Annotated in this window: 17 protein-coding genes; 13 read left to right on the top strand and 4 right to left on the bottom strand. The window is 58.6% G+C overall.

From position 1 onward, the window contains the following. Positions 1-1,313 precede the first annotated feature (1,313 nt). A complete protein-coding gene (locus tag DevBK_RS00260; RefSeq protein WP_156464186.1) occupies positions 1,314-1,793 on the bottom strand; it encodes a hypothetical protein in 480 nt (159 codons plus the stop codon). 257 nt (positions 1,794-2,050) lie between these two features. On the opposite strand from DevBK_RS00260, the gene DevBK_RS00255 reads away from it, so the two are divergent. From DevBK_RS00255 to DevBK_RS00225, 7 genes are all read left to right on the top strand, one after another. Continuing rightward, positions 2,051-2,287 carry a hypothetical protein gene (locus DevBK_RS00255; protein ID WP_061912022.1) on the top strand — a complete coding sequence of 79 codons (237 nt, stop codon included), beginning with the start codon at positions 2,051-2,053 and terminating at the stop codon, positions 2,285-2,287. A gap of 1,118 nt (positions 2,288-3,405) precedes the next feature. Continuing rightward, positions 3,406-3,609: a hypothetical protein gene (locus DevBK_RS00250; protein ID WP_156464185.1), complete on the top strand. Its 204-nt coding sequence runs from the start codon at positions 3,406-3,408 to the stop codon at positions 3,607-3,609. Positions 3,610-4,536: 927 nt separating this feature from the next. Then, on the top strand, positions 4,537-4,662 hold the full coding sequence (locus DevBK_RS00245) for a hypothetical protein (RefSeq protein ID WP_274532539.1): 126 nt from the start codon (positions 4,537-4,539) through the stop codon (positions 4,660-4,662). A gap of 206 nt (positions 4,663-4,868) precedes the next feature. Beyond that, complete coding sequence (locus DevBK_RS00240) at positions 4,869-5,600, top strand: class I mannose-6-phosphate isomerase (RefSeq protein WP_156464184.1); 732 nt, start codon at positions 4,869-4,871, stop codon at positions 5,598-5,600. Continuing rightward, entirely contained in the window at positions 5,597-7,945 is a 2,349-nt protein-coding gene (locus DevBK_RS00235) for a glycosyltransferase family 4 protein (RefSeq protein ID WP_317184021.1), read from the top strand. The genes DevBK_RS00240 and DevBK_RS00235 overlap by 4 nt, the downstream gene beginning before the upstream one ends. After that, the gene (locus DevBK_RS00230) at positions 7,896-9,197 is read left to right on the top strand and encodes a glycoside hydrolase family 130 protein (protein WP_317184020.1); all 1,302 of its coding nucleotides are present in this window, start codon (positions 7,896-7,898) and stop codon (positions 9,195-9,197) included. Before DevBK_RS00235 ends, DevBK_RS00230 begins: the two co-directional genes overlap by 50 nt. Before the next feature lie 567 nt (positions 9,198-9,764). After that, positions 9,765-10,091 (top strand): helix-turn-helix transcriptional regulator, encoded by a 327-nt coding sequence (locus DevBK_RS00225; protein ID WP_317184019.1) that lies wholly within the window; start codon positions 9,765-9,767, stop codon positions 10,089-10,091. Here DevBK_RS00225 and DevBK_RS00220 read toward each other — a convergent pair. From DevBK_RS00220 to DevBK_RS00210, 3 genes are all read right to left on the bottom strand, one after another. After that, positions 10,088-10,507, bottom strand: coding sequence for a flagellar biosynthesis repressor FlbT (locus DevBK_RS00220; protein ID WP_317184018.1), 420 nt, complete (start codon positions 10,505-10,507; stop codon positions 10,088-10,090). The genes DevBK_RS00225 and DevBK_RS00220 overlap by 4 nt on opposite strands. Before the next feature lie 112 nt (positions 10,508-10,619). Beyond that, positions 10,620-12,962, bottom strand: coding sequence for a flagellin (locus tag DevBK_RS00215; RefSeq protein WP_317184017.1), 2,343 nt, complete (start codon positions 12,960-12,962; stop codon positions 10,620-10,622). 602 nt (positions 12,963-13,564) lie between these two features. Further along, positions 13,565-14,452, bottom strand: a complete 888-nt coding sequence (locus DevBK_RS00210; RefSeq protein WP_317184016.1) for a LysR substrate-binding domain-containing protein — start codon at positions 14,450-14,452, stop codon at positions 13,565-13,567. Between the two features lie 135 nt (positions 14,453-14,587). On the opposite strand from DevBK_RS00210, the gene DevBK_RS00205 reads away from it, so the two are divergent. From DevBK_RS00205 to DevBK_RS00180, 6 genes are all read left to right on the top strand, one after another. Beyond that, positions 14,588-16,195 (top strand): ABC transporter substrate-binding protein, encoded by a 1,608-nt coding sequence (locus DevBK_RS00205; RefSeq protein WP_317184015.1) that lies wholly within the window; start codon positions 14,588-14,590, stop codon positions 16,193-16,195. A 61-nt stretch (positions 16,196-16,256) separates the two neighbouring features. Next, positions 16,257-17,651: an adenylosuccinate lyase family protein gene (locus DevBK_RS00200; protein WP_317184014.1), complete on the top strand. Its 1,395-nt coding sequence runs from the start codon at positions 16,257-16,259 to the stop codon at positions 17,649-17,651. Next, positions 17,648-18,631, top strand: coding sequence for an ABC transporter permease (locus DevBK_RS00195; RefSeq protein ID WP_061912014.1), 984 nt, complete (start codon positions 17,648-17,650; stop codon positions 18,629-18,631). The genes DevBK_RS00200 and DevBK_RS00195 overlap by 4 nt, the downstream gene beginning before the upstream one ends. After that, on the top strand, positions 18,628-19,821 hold the full coding sequence (locus DevBK_RS00190; RefSeq protein WP_317184013.1) for an ABC transporter permease: 1,194 nt from the start codon (positions 18,628-18,630) through the stop codon (positions 19,819-19,821). The genes DevBK_RS00195 and DevBK_RS00190 overlap by 4 nt, the downstream gene beginning before the upstream one ends. A 4-nt stretch (positions 19,822-19,825) precedes the next feature. Further along, positions 19,826-20,794, top strand: coding sequence for an ABC transporter ATP-binding protein (locus tag DevBK_RS00185; RefSeq protein ID WP_061912013.1), 969 nt, complete (start codon positions 19,826-19,828; stop codon positions 20,792-20,794). Continuing rightward, on the top strand, positions 20,794-21,780 hold the full coding sequence (locus tag DevBK_RS00180; RefSeq protein WP_317184012.1) for an oligopeptide/dipeptide ABC transporter ATP-binding protein: 987 nt from the start codon (positions 20,794-20,796) through the stop codon (positions 21,778-21,780). Before DevBK_RS00185 ends, DevBK_RS00180 begins: the two co-directional genes overlap by 1 nt. Positions 21,781-21,843: the final 63 nt, after the last annotated feature.

Below are 21,843 nucleotides of genomic sequence, written 5' to 3'. Positions count from 1 at the left end.
AATCTAAGCGTCAGCTCACGATAACTCCAAGTCGATTGGCGAAGCCGGGTCGAAACTGACCACTTCGAGGTGCGATGGCTGAGGCAACCGGCGTTATCGGACATTTCCCCTCGTTAGGATGGGCGTTCACACCTAGCACGATTATGTCCGTCACGGCCGGCGCTTTGCCGTCTCTCTGGGTTAGAGCCAAGAGGTGACCAAGGCAGCCAATCTTCATTTCTACCAGCTTTTCAGCATGAGAACGGCATCGTCCCTAGAGAATTAATAATGCCGTCTCGGCCCTGCGCTTCCTGTTCGAGGTAAAGCTCAAGCGCCGTAATTTGTCCCAGACCCTGGTGATCACCCGCTATCAGCGCCAAGTGCCGGACCTTCTCAGCATCGCAGAGGCAGGCAGGCTATGTCAGGCCGTAGCCGGCATCAGATACTGGGCTGCCCTCGGGATCGACTATGGCGCCGGGCGGCGCGTCCCCCGAGGCGGCGCACCACCAGCTCGACGATATTCACAGCACCCGCAGACTGATACGGATCGAACAGTGCAAGGGCTCTCGAGGATCGCAGCGCCATGCTCTGGCCTCATCTGCACGGAGCTGCTGGGACTATGGTCGCGCGATGCCAAGCAGCGGGGGGGCATGCGACCCTATTGCTGGCCATTGCCCGGGCGCTCCCCAACCGACCCGATCTCGTTACGGCAACAGGCTCTATCCGACTCGGAAGTTAGAGCCTCCGACCGTCCCAGCGCCTTTCTATGAGGCGCTTGCTGCCGCGCGTGTCATCGCGAGCCAAAGTGCGGCGGCCTGCCGTCAAAATTCTGGGTATTTGAACAGGGCCGGAATTTTGCTCCACTGCCCCTACTTTTGTCGGTGACTGTTGATTGCCACTGAGAAATGACCCGTTAGGCGTGGCTATTTCCATCGAGATTTTCAGTGGAAAGCCAGGGTCACTTCTCGGCAGAAATCAACAATCACCAGTCTAGACGGATTGGTGATCGGATCACCGTTCTTTGGGCGCCAACTTTTTCTGCAAAGTATGGGTCGAGGGTGGGGTCGGCGCCACTCGCAGACCATCTGCTCTCGTGCGATGCGCGAAATGCATTTTCGACTACCGACTATTCTGGAAACGCCTGCCGACGAGCGGAGGGAACGAAGTCCGCTTTCGTCCAGAACAGCCAGCTTTCTGCGCCCCAACTCTTGCGCCGAAGCGCTTTAGCGACCCCGGGCTTGCGGGGACCGCCCGGTTCGGGAGGGGAGGTGCTTTCAGTCCATGCTCAAAATGCCTGAATGTTCGCCATCGGTCGATGGCCGACAAACAGGTTGCTATGGAGCGATCATATCCTGGTTAGCGATGATCGATCCTGACTCGCAATATAGACGGGCTTGTTCCACATCCTTCTTATCGTTGAAAAAGTCATCGGATGAACTATAGACGCGCACCTCGGCATCCCGAATGTCACCGCCAATTCGCTCGTCTTCCGTAATCACAAACGCATAGACCCAGTCGTTCCGCATGTAGCCCATTGACATGGTCAGGTCGGTCGGATGGTCAATATTCGTGTCCTTGACCGAGAAACCGATTGTGTCGGTCTCGAAGTAGAGTTCAGCTGGCTCAGCGCCGACCACATAGGAATAGTAGCCTTCCTTTTTGCCCGGATATAAGTTGGTGTCGGCGATGCGGCAGAACTCCGCGTGAGCGTTCTGCTCCGGAATGTAGCAGGAGAAATGCGTCTGCCACGGGGGTACGCAGTTCGCCATCGCTGGCATTGGCAGAATGATGCAGAGGGCTAGGATGCGCTTCATGGACGAGTTCCGTGACGAGGATGTGGTCAGGCAATGCTTCCTACTGAAGCTGCCAGCGCGCAAGCTGAACATGCCGTTAGAGGATGGTGACCGCCACGAAATACCATTGGTGCCGATAGTTGAAAAGGATCGAAGGCGCTGACTATCTTTGTGTCCGGAGGCGAATCCACAGAGCGCTGGTGCGCTTCTTTTGTCGGCGACTGGGTAGCTACAGACGAACCTTGCTTTAAGTGATATCATACTCCCCTGGAGCCCTTATGACCGACGCGCCGCTGCAGCAATTTCAAGTCGAGTCGTTTAACACCGACCCAGAAGGGCGTTCACAGCAATCCGATGTCTGTCTGGTCTTTGCGCATAGCCCAAAGGCCGCAGCCATGAAGGCATTGAACGAGGATCTGCATGAGATCGGCAACGTCCGACGACTTCGTGCCCGAGTCACAGGGCTAGATGCGATTGGCCAACAACGAGTGACCACGCTTTACAGCCAGCTCTGACGGATCGGAGTATATGCGCCTTCAGGTGCCTGTTGCTGTTCATCCAAGCGAGGACTGGGTTGAAGGGGTTGGACCATCAACTCTGTCGCGATAGTTTTATATTGGGCAAGAACCTTCATGGCTGGTTTGCCCTTTCGAGACAAGGGCGATTGCGTGACGGGAACGAGCCAGACTTTGGGACGGATCGAGCACTGATCTTGAGGTGTTACTGCTGCGCTGGACTGATAAACGACATGATCAATCGATCACTGCGCTCCGCTCATTAAAATAGCTCTAAAAGAAAACTCAGATCGTGAAGCCCGGCAAAACACCATTTTAGAGAGCTTTTGAACTGGCGGACGAGAAACGGGTTTTGATAACCGAAGGCTATTCTATCGAACAAATTGAGGGACCTGCCCTGATCCGTCAACTCAGAGAAGACCTCAAAAGACCAGATACCGATACGTCTTCAAACGACCCTTGCGGGCTACCAACCCGAGTCTTTGGGGTTCAGAACGACAACGCCGACCAGCACAAGCAGAAGCAATAAAGCCGACACCCGGCGCGCAGTGATTTAACATGCGCCCGGTCCATCGTTGCTACGCCTTAGATTGCAGTCTGCATTAGAGGCCGGCGCTGGCAGTTCGGACTAGAACGAACGTTCCGGGTTTATCCAAACATACCGAACTGGCTCGAACAGCTCATCCCGCTTTGAGCCGCTGATCCTGAGATCGTCAATCCAGACCTTTATTCGTGCTCGCTGCTCTTGCGGGATGTTCGCAAGAACCCATTTTCGGAGGTCGCCAAAGCACTCGAAGTGCATTTCGGACTGCTTTCCCGCCGAGCCAGAATGCCCGCCCGTTTGCGGTGCGAGGTAGGTGATGACTATTTCCATGACAGTTTGGCAGCGCGTTAAACGCAGCTCTCCTGACCTGCCTTGTATCACACCCCCCATGCTTCTCCTAATTGTCTCGGGAGATCATGGTAAGATCCTGGCTATCGGCTTGTTTAGCTCGCGGGTCGCTGCAGCTCCAAAACCTTTCGAGAATGGCCGACCTTGTAGGCAATTGCGATGGAGCCGTTACTCATGGGAACCATTCCCATAGCTATCCGCTAGCCTTCTTTGAAGGAGAGACGCGATGACCAACAAAAGACCTACAGATGTTGAACCTGGCAGCGATGCAGATGCGACGCCTGCCCCCCCGGTGGGCGAGACGCCACCCGACCCGAACCACAAGCAAAAACCTGCTCCCGTAGAAACTGGTGACAGTGGACAGGACGACGACAACATTGACGATCAAGGCAATAAGGCAGGAGGCGGTCGCCAAGATCAGCCAACCTAGCCATCTAAGTCGTGGCAGGTGCGGGCAGTAGCAGACGTAGATCGTGCTTGCCGCAGGTGGCCGCAACGGGGTGGTAATGGTCAGGAGGCAACGAGCCACTTGTCGATAGAAAGGTCGATCCGAGAGTTCCGAGAAGCAGTTTGTTCGATCGTCTTTGCGCCTTTGAAAGGGTGTCGAAAAACCCGCTGTCTATACCCGACAGTGTGATGTTCAAGCAGCTAATCCTTGGCACAATAACATTCGGATTAGCGGAGGCGGGTCCGGGGTAAACGCCCCTCTCAGGGCGTGTGGGTTTCCGGTTCACTCGTGTGGTTGCGCTCAGTCAATCCATGTCTGCCTATCCAGATGCACGTGTGCAGAGCAAGTTCGGGTCGGACATACGAAGCCATTTGCTATATGAACAAATAGAGCGCACAAAGGTTTATCGCTAGATGCGCCACAGTGTGCGACCGGCCGCAAGTCCCTCCCTTATTCAATTGGTGGGGGCGGACGCATCGTGTGCGCCTGATTTTTCTAAACCGATCGTCTCATAAGTCCGTGAGACCATGAAACCGATGGCACCAGGTCATCGGACGCGTCTTCGCTACCGCACTCTCTGAACGTTTAACTTCGCCCTCACGCTCGCCAAGGGACGCTGGGTTCAGTGAAAGAACAAAATAGCAACGGACTATTTGGTTCAAGGCCTCCGGCTCAAGGCGAGCAGGCTCGTCGCGGACGTGGTCAAATCGTGCAAAACGCACGAAGCGGCAATCTCGACGGCAGAACGGCTCGGCCCCATTCACGCCGGAGTGGTCGCCTTTTCCCAAGGAAGTAGACGTCGCAATCGACGCCTATGACACCCCAATCGTGTTGCTGACGAATTGAATCACACCACCAGGCCTTTTCAACTACCGGCGCTGATGCCGCGCCTCAACAAAGGATGATCCCATGTCAGGTAATCGCAAGAACGGCAATCGTGAAGCCAAGAAGCCCAAGGCCATCAAGCCCGTCGCCGAACCGGCGGCGAACAAGGGTACGGTGACTGGCGTCATGGCCCGTAAGGGCAAGCTTTGAGTCGTGATACGGAGCCGGCAGGATCAGTCGGCCCGCATCGTTCTCGCGCCCGGGTCCAGGCTGCGCAGCGGGCGGCCATCAGGGCGGTTGGCAAGCCCTGGGGTGCGCAAAGCCTGCACCCTTGGAACGGCAGCGTCGTCGCACCCGGAGAGCCGATCGGCGAACTCTGGTTTGACCCGGCCGGCGGCGCGCCAGACCAATCAGATTTGCTGCTCAAGCTCCTTTTCACCGAACAAATCCTCTCGGTCCAAGTACACCCGGACGACGATTACGCCCGCGCGCTTGGGCAGCCGAACGGCAAGTCCGAGGCTTGGTATGTGCTTTCTGCCCGCCCAGGCAGCCGCGTTGCCATCGGGCTGATCACAAGGCTCAGTCAACGGGAGTTGCGCGCCGCAGCGCTCGACGGATCTATTGCCAACCTGATCGCCTGGCGCGAAGTCGTGGCCGGCGATGTGGTCAACGTGCCGGCTGGCACCATACACGCCATCGGGCCAGGCATTGTGATCGCCGAGATCCAGCAACGCAGCGATGCCACCTTCAGGCTCTTCGACTTCGGGCGGCAGCGCGAACTGCATCTCGATCATGCCTTGGCTATCGCTGATGCCGGACCGCTGCCTGATCAGGCGCCGATGATTGCACTCGATGCGATAAGAACAGTGCTCGTGGCCTCCGAAGCCTTTGTGCTCGAACGCTTACATCTTCCGCCTTTCTCACGGCACCGGATAACCGTTGATCGAGAAGGTTGGATCCTTGCCGTGGCCGGCAGCGTGGGCGTTGATAACGTGCATCTGGATATCGCCGAAGCGGCCTACCTTTGCGCGACGAGCACTATCCTCACCACTGGCGCCGTACCCTGCGTGGTGCTGTTCGTCTATCCCGGTCCCTCCCCTGCCTTAGATCTTGTTGTGGGCGCTGAGCTCCAGGAGAATTTCCCATGACCCGCCTCAAACGCATCGCATTTGTCGGCAATTCCCTGCCGCGTCAGTGCGGCATTGCCACATTCACCACCGATCTACAGCAGGCGGTGGCTGCCACGGCCCTACCCCTCGAGACAACGGTTGTCGCCCTGACGGACCCGGGGCGGGAATACAGCTATCCCAAGGTGGTCGGCTTCGAGGTGCAGCAAAATCGCCTGGAGGACTATGTTCGAGCGTCCGAATTCATCAACAAGGGCGGCTATGACGTGATGAGCCTGCAGCATGAGTTCGGGATTTTCGGGGGGGAAGCTGGCAGCCACATCCTGGACTTGCTCGAGCGAGTGACCATCCCGGTCGTGACTACGCTGCACACCGTGCTCGCCGATCCCGAGCCGGCTCAGCGCCGGGTCCTCGATCGCATCCTTGCGCTATCCTCGCGCGTTGTGGTGATGGCCGAAAAGGGGCGCAGCCTGCTGCTCGATACCTATGACGCGCCTCGCGAAAAAGTCGAGGTCATCCCGCATGGCATCCCGAATTACCCTTTTGTCGGACCGGAAGCTGCCAAGGCACGTCTCGGCTTTTCCGACAAGACGGTGATCCTCACTTTTGGCCTATTGTCGCCCAACAAGGGCATCGAGGTCATGATCGATGCCATGCCGATGGTCCTGAAAAGCCATCCCGGTGCTGTTTATGTGGTTCTTGGGGCAACGCACCCCAACCTGGTCCGCGATCACGGAGAGAGTTACCGGCATAGCCTGCAGTCACGGGTGGACGAACTGGGTTTGCACGATCACGTCGTCTTTCTCGACAAGTTCGTCGATCGACCAACACTGCTGCAATACATCGCCATGTGCGATGTCTACGTTACGCCGTACCTCAACAAGGCGCAGATGACGTCAGGCACGCTGGCCTACAGCTTCGGACTTGGAAACGCGGTCGTCTCCACTCCCTATTGGCACGCGGTCGAATTGCTCGACCACGGCCATGGCCTACTGGTCCCTTTCGGTGACGCGGAGGCGACCGGCCAGACCATCTCTGCGCTGCTGATGGATGAGCCTCGCCGCCAAGCGATGCGGCAGCGGGCCTATGCCGATAGCCGGCATATGACGTGGGACCATGTGGCCGCCCGCTATGTCACCTTGTTTGATCGGGCTAGAGCTGCCGAGCGCAAGCAGTCACCCCTGCGCAGCACCAATCCGGCCCTGCCTGCCTTGCGTTTCAACCACCTCGAAATCATGAGCGATGATACCGGGCTTATTCAGCACGCCATCCATGACGTGCCTGATCGGCTGCACGGCTACTGTGTCGACGACAATGCGCGGGCGCTTCTCCTGGCCAGCACACTGGCGAGCGAGGGCCGCGACAGCATTCCTGAACGGATGACTTCGGCCTACGCGTCCTTTGTCCAGCATGCCTTCAATTCGGACACGGACCGGTTCCGAAACTTCATGGGCTATGACCGGCGCTGGCTAGAGCCGCAAGGGTCTGAGGACAGTCACGGGCGCACGCTTTGGGCCCTCGGCCTTACGGCCCGCGGCCAACGCCAGTCCTCCCGTAGCCATTGGGCCGCCGAACTTTTCGAACGGGCTTTGCCAGCGGTAGAAAACTTCGGGTCCCCCCGTTCCTGGGCCTTCGCGCTGCTTGGCCTTAACGGCTATTGCGAGGTCCGGCCGGAGGACGGTTTCGCCCTTGGGCTGCGCAACATCCTTGCAGACCGGCTCTGCGCGCTCCTCATCCAGGTCGAGAGCCCGGACTGGATCTGGTTCGAAGAAGGCCTTGCCTATGACAATGCGCGCTTTTGCGAAGCGCTAATCCTGACCGGGCGTGAGACCGGACAGCCGGACTACGCGCAGACGGGCCTGCGAACGCTGGATTGGCTGATGGCACGACAGACAAGCTCGGCCGGAAATTTCCGTCCTGTCGGCAGCACCGGGTTCGGCGATGTTCGTCAGCCGCCGCGCGCCTTCGATCAACAGCCTGTCGAGGCATCTGCCAGTATCGCGGCCTGCCTTGCTGCCTGGCGCATGACGACGGATACGCGTTGGCGGAGCGAAGCCAACCGCGCCTTCGCATGGTTTACAGGCAGCAACGATCTGGGTGTTTCGCTGGTCGACACCGCGACGGGAAGTTGCCGTGACGGCCTGCATCCAGATCGGCCAAACGAGAACCGCGGTGCAGAATCTGTCCTGTCCTATCTCCTGGGCCTGCTCGACATGCAGCAGTTCGATCGCCTGGCCCTCGCGCCCAACCCATCCAGACTGGCGGTCGACAAGCCTCGGCTGACCCTGCTTCCCCAACCCAAATTTCGAGGCCGTCTTGTCGCAAGCAAATTTCCTGAACCGCCAGGCCCTTTACCTCAGGCCTGATCCGACCCGTGTCGTCGTTCGCCCGTTCAAACCGACAACGGAGCCCAAAGACCTCAAGCCTTCCGAAAAAACGCGCGCTAACCACATTGTTGATCGGGTACTGGCCCTTGATGAGGAGACTGTGACGCGCCAGCTTGCCGATGTGCTGGAGAATTTTGAGGGGCGGCATCGCAACCTGTTGCGCACTTTCGAGCTACGCGCCGCCGAAATGGAGGCGGCGCTGTTCAACCATCCAAGCTTTACCAAAGCACAGAGCCAGTTGGCCGGGGCTTACTTCCTCAACGAATATTCGTTCGAGGCCTCGGCCCTGTTCAATCCAAGCATCGTGCCCCACCCGGACCAGGGGCTTGCCCCCCCGGGCGGCTTGCGGTTCATCCTGAGCCTGCGTGCTGTGGGAGAGGGACACGTCTCCTCCCTCACCTTTCGCGCTGGCACCATCACCAAGGATGGCAGCGTTTCCATAGACCCCACTGCCCGCCTCGCCGCCACCTCCAAACTTCCGAAGGATTTCGACGCGGCGATCGACCAGCCAGTGGAGGTATCGTTCGATACTGGCGATATTAGCGAACGCGTGCTGTTCCCGGTCACCGCGGCACAGTCGAACGGTATCGAAGATGCGCGCTTCGTGCTTTTCGAAGATGGCGATCAGAGCACCTACTACGCCACCTATACAGCCTATAGCAGCGCCGGCATCCGATCGGAGCTGATCGAGACCAAGGATTTCCTTTCCTTCCGCATGACCCCGCTCAAGGGCAGTGCGGCGGTCAACAAAGGCATGGCGCTCTTCCCGCGCAAGATCGACGGCCGCTATGCGATGATCGGCCGGCAGGACAACGAGAATCTCTATCTCATCTATTCTGACGACCTGATCACCTGGAATGGCGGCAAGCCTATCCTCAAGCCCCTCTGGCCGTGGGAATTCGTGCAGATCGGCAACTGCGGATCACCGATCGAGCTCAAGGAGGGATGGCTGCTGTTCACCCATGGTGTTGGCCCGGTTCGCCGCTACTCGATCGGCGCTGCGCTGCTCGACAAGCACGATCCCGGCAAGGTGCTGGCTCGGTCGCGCGACCCGCTGGTGCATCCCGACGTCTCGCAGCGCGAGGGCTATGTGCCGAACGTGGTCTACACTTGCGGCGCCATCCGCCACGGCAGCCGCATCATCCTCCCCTACGCGGTGTCCGACACCTACTCAAACTTTGCCACTATCAAGATTAGGTCGTTGCTTGAGGCCATGGAGCCGGTGGCCTGACATGGTGGATATGGATAAGGCCATGGGGCGGCCATTTGCCTTGCTGAGGTGAGATTGGGGTCAGCATCCGCTTCACCCAATTTGCATGGGCGTTGTCCCACTTAACAATGTTCGCACATCGCGGATATCCGCTGAGCGGGGACGTCAGCCCGGTAGCAGCCCGTCTACATTGGGCCGCCTCCTCGTGGTCCACTCGGGACCGAGGGATGGCACGGGCAGAACAAGGGGCGTTATCGGACATTTTACCCTCCCCTCGGGCCCTGTCTTCGATGTCGATTTCAGGTCCATCGATCAGCGAACCAGCAGCTTTTTCCTCAGCGCAAGCTCCTCTCAACCTGCATCGTTGAAACTCTGCGAGCATCCGCGATCCAGTGCGTGATGTTTGAAATGTCATGACGTCAAAACAGTGGGTGGCGCGATAGGAGAGGACCGTTTTGACGACGCACTGACACCAAACCGCTGCTCGCTATGACACGTCAGAATTCTTGACGGCGCGGGCTAGCGCCAATAACAGCGCCCCAAAGGGGAATGCTGTCATAAGATGAGACGGCATTGGGGAGATCGCACGTGCAGCAAAGTTCTGAAAAACCGCCCGGCATTTCGGCCCCTGCGACCGATCTCATTGCGTGGAATCTTCGGAAGTGGCGAACGGCGGCCGGCCTCAGTCAGGACGGGCTCAGCACCAAAGCAGATGTTGATCGCACCTATGTCAGCCGCTTGGAACGAGGCATAGAAAACCCTTCAGTCCTCGTTCTTGAAAAACTCGCTGCCGCCTGCGCGATCCATGTGTCGCAGCTTCTGACCGTGCCCGAAGCTAACGAGAAACGTCCCCGAGCCATGGCCGCCGGACGAAAACCCAAAGCCGTCAAAGCGTCAGAAGGCCATTCCAGCTAAGCGGTAAAGCCCTGCCAATGGCTTGAACGCTGGCCCTCGGGCAAGAGGCCATCTTCGAACTGCACAAGCTTCCGGGCAGCCTTGAGTGCATTGTAGAGCTTACCTTGCCCGATGGCTTTGTTGATCTCGGCGACATGCGGCATGGCACCCGGCAGTTCGGCAATGATCATTCCGGTCAGCCTAAAATAGCTTTCACGGTGAGCGTCGAAATTATTTTCAAGATAAGCTTGCTGGATGGCAAGATAGATCTGCCGCGAAGACGTATCTGCGTGGGCCTGGTCGAGGTAGTCCTTTTCGCGAACGATCGGCAGGGCGCCATCGATGAAAAGATTGTAGATCGCATCGGCGTCGCAATAGATCATGCCGGTGCCGACATAGAGCTTTTCGCCGGGTTTGAGAGTGAGTTTGAGGGCCATCTGCTTTCGCCGTTCTGTGCGGATATAGACGATCCACTCGCCGATCGTGTCAATGAAAATGAAGAAGGCGGGCTTGTGGCCCGCCTTCCTTTGTTCGGTACGCTGCTTGCGATTAACGCAGGAGCTGCAGAACAGCCTGGTCCTGCTGCGACGCCATCGACAGTGCCGAAGACGACAGCTGCTGACGGGTCTGGAGAGCAAGGAGGTTGGCGGCTTCTTCGTTCGTATCAGCCAAGGTCAGGTTCGACGCGCCGGTTTCGAGCGTGTTGATCATGTTCTTGGTGAACGACTGACGGTTTTCGACGGACGACAGGTTCGAACCGAAGGTCGAGGCCTGCGAGCGCAGTTCAGTCAGAGCTGACGACAGCGTCGAAAGCAGGGAGTCGATGCCCTCGTCGGTATCGAGATCTTCAGCCATCAAGCTGGAAACGTTCATATTGGCAGCATTGATGCCACGTACGTTTCCATTGGCATCCTTTGCCTGGATGTCGATCGAAGAAGAACCGCTTTCATTGAAGGTGATCTTCAGCTTGTCGCCACGGAGCAGGTTGATACCGTTGAAGGAGGAGTCATCTGCAAGCTTGTCCAACTGGTCGCGCAGTTCGTTGAACTGCTTGGACAGGTTGGCACGAACCGTGTTGCCGGTGATTGTGTGCGAGGTCGGGGAACCTGCACCGATGCCGTCCTTGTCGAACGAGACCTTCAGTTCCTGCGTCGACAGGTTTTCGATACGCAGCTTGCCGTTGTCATTGGAAGCGCGAAGCTTGCCTTCGAACGAGCGATTGATTTCTTCAACGAACTTGTCGACCGTGTTGGCGGCATTGTAGCCAGAGACGGCAGCCTTTCCGGTTGCGACGGTGTCGGTACCGAAGAAGGTGCTGTTCTCACCAGAGATCGCAAGCGTCTTCGCTTCAGCATCGGTGGACTCAAGGCTGAGACGACCTGCACTATCGAAAGACGCGGTTACACCAGTGATGCCAGCGGCCTTGAGCTGATCATTAATGCTCTTGGTGCGCTGCTCCTGTGTGCCGGCAACAACGTTGAGGTCGGCAGACACGTCGCCATAGGTGACTTTGAACTTGTCCGAAGCCGCGGCTTTCGTTTCGGTGTAGACGCCAGCCGTGCCCTGAGTAACGGTCTTATTCTTAATACCGGCGATACCATCCTTTGGAAAGGTAGCGTCGTTCGTAGAACCAACCTTGCTGTTCGCCGAGAGATCAATGTTAACGGCAGGGCGAGCGCCCTTAGTCGTTGACTCGATTTTGAGGTCTGTACCAGTGGCCGTGGCGGAGTAACCAGTCCAACCTGCAGCTGTCAACGCAGCTTCGACCCGAGCCTTGACGTCAGCATCAGTTAGGCCAGCTGCACTGAGGTCGACCTGAGCATCTGAGTAGCCCGCACCAGCGGCCTTGACGGTGAAGCCGTTGTTAGCAGCACCCTTCGTGATGGTCATATCATTGATCGCAGCCGTCTCTTCAGTCAGGCCGGTGATCTGCGGTTCGGAACCAGCGCCGGTTGTCCAGCCAGTGGACGTCAGCGTGATCTTCTTAGTCGTAGAATCGGAGACTACGGTGTAGCCGCCGTCCTTTGCCTTGGCTTGCAGGTTAGTGACGAAGCTCTCGAAATCGGTACCTGCATCGACCTGCTCGCCGCCAACTGTGACAGTGCCGGGGCCATGGCTATCGTAGACAAACGAGACGGAGCCCTGGGTTGCCATGGTGACACCACCAGCAAACTCAACGGCTGGAGACGGCTTGCTCGCATCTGTAGAAGAGATAGAGAGCTTACCGCCGGCGAAGGACGTGGCGTACTTGCCAGTTCCGAACTTGCCGTCCAGCGCAGTCTGAACTGCCGTACGATAGGTGCTGCCGGTGCCAGGAGTGCCATTGGTGATGGTACCGAGGTCGATACCGTCGACCTTGAGCGCCTTGCTGTCCAGCGATGCGTCATAGTTGACAATGGTCTGAGCGCCGACGGTTTCGCCTGCTGCCAGTGTCGGATTATTGTAAACAGCCTGCGTGGTCAGCTTGGCCTTTACGCCACCGGTCGCTTCCTGCAGCTTGATTTCGGTTTCGGCGCCAAACTGCCCGCCATTGACCTTAATGGTCGATGCGTCAGTCACATCGTAGGTACCGGTCTGGAACGACTTGTCCTGGCGAGCCTGACGCAGAGTCGACTGCATGGATTCGACGTTCTTGGTGATCGCGGTGATGCCGTTTGAGGCAGCTTCGATAACCTTGATACCCGAAGCCATCGAGTCGAGCAGGTTGCTCATGTCGGCAGCGCGGCTGTTGAGAGCCGAGGCGGTGAAGAAGTTCGACGGATTGTCGAGGGCAGAATTCACCTTGTTGCCGGTGGCAAGTCGCGACTGCGTCTTGTCCATCATCGAGGCGGTATTCTGGAGGCTCAGAAGGTTCGCGCGAACGGCCTTCGAGAGAGAAACATCGGAACCCATGTGTGGTGCTTTCCATTCTTGGATGTTGGCCCTCTTCTGAAGGCCTGCGCACACCATGATGCAGTGCTATTTAATGGCCAGTTAATGCTGAACGGGCTGCTACCGGATTACGTAAAATTTGCATCAACGGGTTGATCTGGCCCGTCGGCGAGAGGCAACGATGATCGGGAGGCTTTGCTTGTCGGTGAACGTAAATGATGCTGGCGCATGTGCTTGATTCCAAGATCGTAGATTTAAGTATAGCGCTTCTCCACGTCAGTAGATGTGTGTGGGGGGCTAACGAGCGCAATGGGCCCACAACCACAACGAGTGGTTGAAATGCAATGGCTTTCGCAACGGCGGTTCCGTCTAAATTGCGAGCAAGAGACCGCTTTGAGTCATACCATAGACGGATAGAGCTCCATTCCGGGATTAAGTCCGCGATTTCGTTTCCCTAAGGAGCGGTCAGTCCGCTTTGTTGATACCAACATCGCGAAAAAACAGAACCGGATCGTCAGACGAGGGCCGATCAAATTTGAAGTTGACAAGCCAGGGCCGCAGATCGAAAGCGGCATGACTGATTGGTCCGCAATCCCCCTGCCTTCAAATAGCCAGTTCTGAGACTAGACGTTTTCTTTAAGCCAGTTTCGAAACGCAGAGAAATTCCGCGGCCGCTTCTTTGTTCCGGAAAAGCAGAACACATAGTGCTCGTGAACGATGTGCTCTGGGAAGAGGGCGACCAGTTTTCCCGAGCGGATCTCTTCGTTGACGAGCGCGATGCGGACGATGGTGACACCAAGACCTTCGATGGCCGCCGTCAGTTCGAGGCCGGGGCTTTCAAAGTCGATACAGCGGGCCTCTTCAAGGACGCTCTTCGCGTCTTCGGACAGCCAATTGGTCCAGTTCTGCAGATAGTCGCGGGAGCGCAACAGCGTATGCCGGGCCAAGTCGGAGCGCTTGTGCAAGGCCGACGCGGCTGAGAGATATCGCGGGCTGCAAATGGGCGTGAGGTTCGCCTCGGCCAGGAGATCGTATCGGTAATCGTCGCGCCGTTCCGGGCTGATGGCGATGGTGCCATCGACAGGGCTGGCGCCGCTGCCCGAGGTCAGGAACTTAACCTTGGCATCCGGGTGTTGCGCGTAAAAGCTGCTGAGCCGAGGCAGGAGGATACGCTGGAGAAACATTCTCGGTACGACAATGGTCAGGGGGGCATCTTCGGCGCGCTTCGCCACGGCGCTCGTCGCATCGCGGAGATCAGATAGAGCCTTTTTGACCTGGGCCCAATATTCCTCTCCCTCCGGTGTGAAGCTCATCCGCCGGTGATTGCGCACGAACAGCGCGATGCCGAGGTAAAGTTCAAGGTTCTGGATCTGGCGGCTGATGGCGCCTGGCGTGAGATTGAGCGCTTCTGCGGCTCGGGCGACGCTGAGATATTGTCCAACGGCTTCAAAGACAGGCAGCGCCGTCATCGGCGGCAATGGCAGATTCTTCTTCCGGTCCTTGCTATCCATCGCCTCTGCCTCCACCACAGGCTCTAGCGGTTCGTTGAGAAAAACTCAATCATTGCGAAAAACTTTCGATTTTATGGCGGACGATCCGCGCCTACCGAAGAAGAGACCGCGACAAGACGGTCAAGGGAGGTCGTATTGAGAAAGATCCAAATCATTGCGGGCACCAGCTTGCTCGCCTGTGCATCCGCTTTCGCACTTGAGGCTGCCGCGCAAGACCTGACCGTTGGTCTTGCCGCGATCGCGACCTCGGCGGATCCGCATTTCCACCGCGCCGGCTACAATTTCGATCTGCGCGAAAACATTTCCGATGCCTTGGCGTTCAGCAGCGGCGTGACCGGCGAACTCGAACCACGCCTCGCGCAGAGCTGGGAGATCGTCGACGACACCAAGTGGGTCGTCACCCTTGAGCCGAATGCAAAGTTTGCCAGCGGCAATGCCTTGGGCGCCGATGACGTCATCTATTCGTTCTGCCGCGTGCGTAACGTGCCCAACAGCCCCGGTCTTTATTCGAGCTTCATCGGCACCATTGCGAGCCTTACCGACCTCGGCGACGGCAAGCTCGAAATCACCACCAAGGCGCCAGACCCCAATCTGATGCGCAGCCTGAGCAATATCGGCATTGTTGAAAATCCGACCGAAGGCACCCTCGCCTATGACGAGGAAACCTGCGGCAATGACAACTGGCTCTCGACCAACGACTTCAATTCCGGCGCGACTGCCGCGGGCATCGGCCACTTCAAGGTTCGCACTTTTACGCCAGACGTTGAGATAGTGCTTGAGCGCAACGATGATTATTACGGCGAAGCCGCGGCCTACGAAACGGTGACGATCAAGGCGCTGCCCGACAATAGCGCACGCATTGCAGCGCTCCTTGGCGGTTCGGTGGATGTGATCAATTCGGTGCCGATCAATGGTATCGAGTCGATCCAGTCGGCCGGCAATCTCGAACTGGTTTCGGCGCCTTCGACACTGGCGATTTTCTTCCTCGCCGATCAGGGTCAGGAGCCGACGCCAAAGGTGACTGGCACGGACGGCAAGAACCCGTTCCTCGACGTTCGCGTCCGCCGTGCCCTCAACCTTGCCATCAATCGCACCGAGATCGCCGAAACGATCATGGGTGGCATGGCACAGCCGGCAAGCCAGCTGATCGGTGAAGGCGTCTTCGGCTATAATCCCGACCTGCCGCCTTATGCCTACGATCCGGAAGCGGCGCGCGCGCTGCTTGCCGAAGCCGGCTATCCCAACGGGTTCGGACTGACCCTGACCGCGCCCGCTGACCGCTATGTCAACGGCGCCCAGGTCGCGCAGGCCGTTGCTGCCATGCTCTCCCAGATCGGCATCAACGTAACGCTCGAGACTTTCCCGCGCAGCGTGTACTTCGAAAAGGCCAGTGCGTTCGAATATAGCCTTTATCTCGCTGGTGCCGCCGCGGACACGGGCGAAGGGTTGAGCCTGATGTTTAACCTGGCTGCGACACGCGACACGCAAAAGGGTTGGGGCGGCGCCAATCGTGGCCGTTATTCGAACCCTGCAACCGATGCCTTGCTGGTTGAAGCCCAGCAGACGCTTGATGACGCTAAGCGCGAAGACCTGCTGCGCCAGGCCTCGGCTCAGGTCTACCAAGACGAAGGCTATGTGCCGCTTTATCACGAATATGGCGTATGGGCGACCAAAGCCGATATCGTGTTCGAGCCGCACGCCAATCTCGTCAATATCTTCTACACGGCTCGTCCCAAGAACTGAGCCCGTCCATCGGGATGCGCCCCGGGCGCATCCCGTCTCCAAAATCCTGAGAGTTGCTTAAATGGGCACAGCCTTCAACGATGCGCTGGCAGCGCAGGTGGACCTTCGTGGCCTGCGCGACGCATTTTCCCCCGCCGCCACATATTCCGCCTTTCTCGAAATCGAAAAGGCTGTCGCTCTGGTGCAGGGCGAAATGGACATGATCCCGGCCGATGCCGCTCAGACCATTGCCGATAATTGCCGTGTCGAGCGATTGGACATGGCCCGCATCGAGGCCGATTATGGCGTCACGCGTCACCCGCTGATGCCGCTCCTCAACGAACTCGTTCGCGTCAGCGGGCCCAAGCACGGCGGTTATGTGCACTGGGGCATTACGACGCAGAACGTCATCCAGACCGGCATGCTGGTGCTGACAAAGCGCGCCCATGACGTGATGGACACCATCACGCGTGACGTGCTTGGGCACCTCGGCAAACTGGCGCGCGCCCATGCGGCAACGACCATGGCTGGGCGAACGCATTTCCGGCATGCCGTGCCGATCACCTTCGGCTTCAAGGCTGCCGTCTGGATCGAAGAAATTCTCCAGTCCATCGACCGGCTCGATAGCGCGCGCGATCGCGCCTTCGTCGTCATGATGGGTGGCGCTGTCGGCTGTTTTTCGGCGATTGGCGCTCAGGGGCCGGAATTCCAGAGGCGCGTTGCGGCGCGTCTCGGCATGGGCGAGATGGCCATTCCCTCCCGCGCCATCCGCACCCATATCTGCGAATATGTGAACGGCCTCGCGCTCCTTGCATCCGTCTGCCATCGGATCGCGGAAGAAGTGTACCAGACCTCGTCCGAAGAATTTGGCGAACTGCGCGAAAAGCGGCTCGATGGCGCCATTGGTTCTTCGACCATGCCGCAAAAGATCAATCCCGTGCAGTGCTATGGCGTTATCGCCAACGCCAACAAGCTCTATTCCCAGGCCGCCATGCTGATGGCGAATGCCCATCGTCCCTTTGAATCCGATGGCAGCACCAATCTTCTCTTTGAAGATACACTGGTCGAAGTCATCGCCGCCGCCGCCGAAGTTCTGGTCCGCACCGAGGCCCTGCTTTCAGGGCTTGAACTCGACCCCGTGCGCATGCGCGAAAACCTCAAACTGTCGAACGGCGCGATCTTCGGCGAATACGCCATGATGCAAATGGGCGCGACGATGGGCAAGCACCAGAGCCATCATCTGGTGCACGAAGCCGCCATCGCGGCTGCTTCCGGCGAAGGCACGTTCCTCGGGCACCTCGAGCGTCTGCCAGGCGGCGATGTCGTCAGCGCCGACATTCGCCACATGCTCGATGTGGACGGCGCGGCCGGCATTTGCAAAGAGTTCGCCCTTCACTTCGCAGACCTCATCGACGCCATGGGGTCGGGCCACTATCCCGGAGCCGAACAGCGCAAGCTTGGATTGGCCAACACATGATCAACTTCGTCCTTCAGCGCCTGCTGCAATGCATCGGCGTTGTGCTCGCGCTTTCGATCGTCCTCTTTGTCGGGCTCTGGCTGATCGGCAATCCCGTCGATGTGCTGATCTCGTCCGAAGCAACCGAAGCTGACCGTCAGGCGGCCATTGTCGCCCTTGGTCTCGACCGGCCGATCTGGGAGCAGTACTTCAACTTTCTCGTCAACGCCATGCAGGGCGATTGGGGCACCTCCTTTGTTTATAAGGAGCCCGTCACCACCATCCTGCTGCAGCGTCTGCCCGCCAGCCTTGAACTGGCCTTCGTCGCCTTCTTCATCGCCATCGGCTTTTCCATCCCCGCAGGGCTTTACGCCGGATTGAAACCAGAATCGTCGTTTTCGAAAGCCGTGATGGGCTTTTCACTGATCGGGGTCAGCATCCCCACCTTCTGGCAGGGGATGCTGCTGATCGTCGCCTTCGGCATCGCCCTGCCCTTTTTCCCCGTCGGCGACCGCGGCAATGTTGCGACCTATTTCGGGATCACATCCAGCCTCTGGACGCTGGATGGCTGGCACCACGTTCTTCTGCCCGCCTTCAGCCTCGCCCTCCTCAAGATGTCTCTCTTGATCCGCGTAACGCGCGCGGCAACGCTCGAGATCGTGCGGCTCGACTATGTCAAGTTCGCCTATGCCAAGGGCGTGCATCCCGTTCGGATCGTCTTCGTGCATATTCTGCGCAATGCCCTTGTCCCGCTGATCACCGTGATCGGCATCGAATTGGGCAATCTTCTTGCCTATGGCGTCATCACCGAAACGGTCTTTTCCTGGCCCGGTCTTGGAAAGCTCCTGATCAATTCAATCAAGGTGCTCGACCGCCCGATGATTGTGGCGCAGCTCACCTATACGGCGCTCCTTTTCATCACCATCAACTTCCTCGTGGACATCCTGCACATGACCATCGACCCGCGCGTGCGCTCCGTCATGGGAAAGCGTGCCAAATGAACCGCGCCGCCTTTGCCGAATTCGCCGGTCGCTTCGCTGAAAGCTGGGTTGCTGTCGCCAGCCTTGTCGTCACCGTGCTCTTCCTTGCCTGCGCGCTGTTTGCACCATGGCTTTCCCCGACCAATCCTTATGATCTGGCGCGCCTGCAACTGATCGACGCGCTCAAGCCCATGGGCTCACCCCAGGTAAAGCCGGGTGAGGAAATCCGAGCCAATTTCGCCCTGACGCAAGGCCAGTTGATACCTGAGGCCAATGCCACGGATTTTGAGGTGGAAGCCTGTGGCGCGAACTGCTTCATTGTCGGTCTCGCAGATAGCTCCGCCCCACTGATGAGCCTGCAACTTCGCGGCCTGGCGCGCGACGCCATCGTCGATGGTGCGAGCAAACATCCCATCCAGCCATGGTGGACCTTGAACGCGCCAGAGAACAATCAGGCGAAGGTGAGCTTTGAAACCGCCCCGGCCGACGCCCGCGTCGAAGCCATTGCGCGTACCGACAATCAGCCAACCGGCTTCATCTTCCAGCTCGGCAGCGACGCCTTTGGCCGCGACATGCTCTCGGCTATTCTCTATGGCATTCGCATCAGCGTCTTTGTCGGCGTTGCGGCGGCCGGGTCGGCTATGCTCTTCGGCACGGGCCTCGGCCTGCTGGCCGCCTGGCGCGGCGGAGCGACCGACGCCATGATCATGCGCGCCGTGGACTTTACCCTCAGCTTTCCCGCCATTCTTGTCGGCCTTGCGATCCTTGCCATCCTCGGCAGCGGCGTCGAAAAGGTCATTCTCGCCGTGGTTCTGGTGCAGTGGTGCTACTATGCACGAACGGCTCGATCCCTGGCGCTGAGTGAACTCAACAAGGAATATATCGAGGCGGCGCGGGGCATGCGTCTGCCAGCGTGGCGGATCATGCTGCGCCACGTGCTGCCCAATTGCCTGCCGCAGATCATCGTGCTGTTCACGCTCAATATCGCCTCGGCGATATCGCTAGAATCTTCCTTGAGTTTTCTCGGCGTCGGCCTGCCATTGACGCAGCCATCCCTCGGCATGCTGATCGCCAATGGCTACGAATATATCTTCTCGCAGAAATACTGGATCAGCTTCGGCCCCGGCATCGTGCTTCTTATCATGATTGTCGCCATGAACCTTCTGGGTGACCGGCTGCGCGATCTCAACAATCCGCGTTTCGAGAGTTGATCCCATGAGCGAGCAGTTCTTTGAGGTCGAAGGCCTCAACACCTGGTTTTTCACCCGCGCTGGCACGTTCAAATCGGTCCGGGACGTTTCCTTCAATCTCAAGCGCGGCGAGGTGCTGGGCATTGTCGGGGAGTCCGGATCAGGCAAGTCGGTAACTGGCATGTCGATCATGGGACAGGTCGAAAAGCCCGGCAAAATCGTCTCCGGATCGATCAGGCTCGATGGCGAAGAGCTGACCGAGCTCAGCTTTGACCAGATGCGAAAGTATCGCGGCCGCCGCATCGCCATGGTTTTCCAGAACCCCTTGATGACGCTCAATCCGCTGATGCGGGTGCGCCAGCAGATGTTCGAAGCGATCAGCGAACATGAAAAGGTCCCGGCCGCCCAGATGCGCGAGCGGTCGATCGCCGCGTTAAAGGCTGTGGGCATCCCCTCGCCTGAAGAACGGCTCGAAGCCTATCCGCACGAGCTGTCCGGCGGCATGCGGCAGCGCGTTGTAATCGCCACGGCACTGTTGATGAACCCCGACCTGATCATCGCCGACGAGCCGACAACGGCACTCGACGTCACCATCCAGGCCCAGATCATCCACCAGATGCGTAGCCAGATCACCGATCGGGGTCTCGGCATGATCTGGATTACCCATGATCTTGCAACATTGTCCGAACTCGCGGACCGCATTCTCGTCATGTATGCTGGGGCCATGATGGAAACAGGCGCGACGGCCGAAATCATCGCAACGCCGCGCCACCCCTATACCAGCAAGCTGCTTGAATCGGTGCCGTCGAACAACGAGCCCGGTCAACGTCTCAAGCAGATCCGCGGCACCATGCCTTCGCTTCTGGACCTGGGTGAAGGGTGCGCCTTCCGCAGCCGGTGCGAGCGGGCGTCACCTGCTTGCGAAACGTCCCCGCCAAAGCGCAGTTTTTCTTCAACGCACCACGCCTGGTGCCACCATCCAATCGAGGGATGATGCAAGTGGTCCAAACCGTCTTCCAAGCTGATGAAGTGTCCCGCGTCTTCGAGCCCGCTCGCGGCACGATCGAAAAACTGACAGACCGCCTGACCGGCAAGCGCCCCGCCATCGTTCAGGCCGTCGATCGCGTCAGCCTTTCCGTTGCGCAGGGCGAAACCCTGGGCATTGTAGGAGAATCGGGCTGCGGCAAGTCGACCCTTGCCCGCATGGTCACCGGCATTCTGCCGGTCTCTGGCGGAACGCGCCGCTTTCGGAACGAAGACTATGACAGTTTTCTCGCCCGTCGCCGGGATGCCCTCAAGGTTCAGATGGTATTTCAGGACCCGATGTCATCTCTCAACGGCCGCTTGAAGGTCGGCGAGATCATCGGCGAAGGGGCAGTCGTTCATGGCATTGTCCCCCGCTCGCGCATGCGGGAACACGTCGCCAGGATGCTCGAGCGCGTTGGCCTTGCCGCCGACAGCATCGATCGCTATCCGCATCAGTTTTCGGGCGGCCAGCGGCAGCGCATCGGCATCGCCCGCGCGCTCGCGGTCGAGCCCGAACTTCTCGTCTGCGACGAAGCCGTTGCGGCGCTCGATGTTTCGGTACAGGCGCAGATCATCAATCTCCTGATGGATATCCGTCAGGAGAGCGGACTGTCGATGATCTTCATCAGCCACGATCTGGGCCTCATCCGGCACCTCTGCGATCGCGTGGCGGTCATGTATCTCGGGCGCGTGGTCGAACTGGCAAAGACCAGTGAACTCTTCGCCAACCCTGTCCATCCCTATACCCAGATGCTGCTTGCCGGCATGCCGCGCATCTCAACCGAGCGACGGACTTTTATGCCCATCAAGGGCGAGATACCGTCTCCGCTGAACCCGCCAAGCGGATGTCATTTTCATCCCCGCTGTGACCGCGCTACGGATCATTGCCGTATTTCGCGCCCGGATTTAAGAGAAAAAGGCACCGGCCATTTTCATGCGTGCCTGAACGCGTAGGATTGGATCGAAGGCCACCGGCTTGGGACCACATACAAAAGCCAGTTTGCGCCCCAGCTCTGA

Source organism: Devosia sp. BK (assembly GCF_032907385.1).
Taxonomy (GTDB): domain Bacteria; phylum Pseudomonadota; class Alphaproteobacteria; order Rhizobiales; family Devosiaceae; genus Devosia.
Note: the sequence above shows the minus strand (reverse complement) of the source record. Positions and strands in the feature narration are given on the sequence as shown.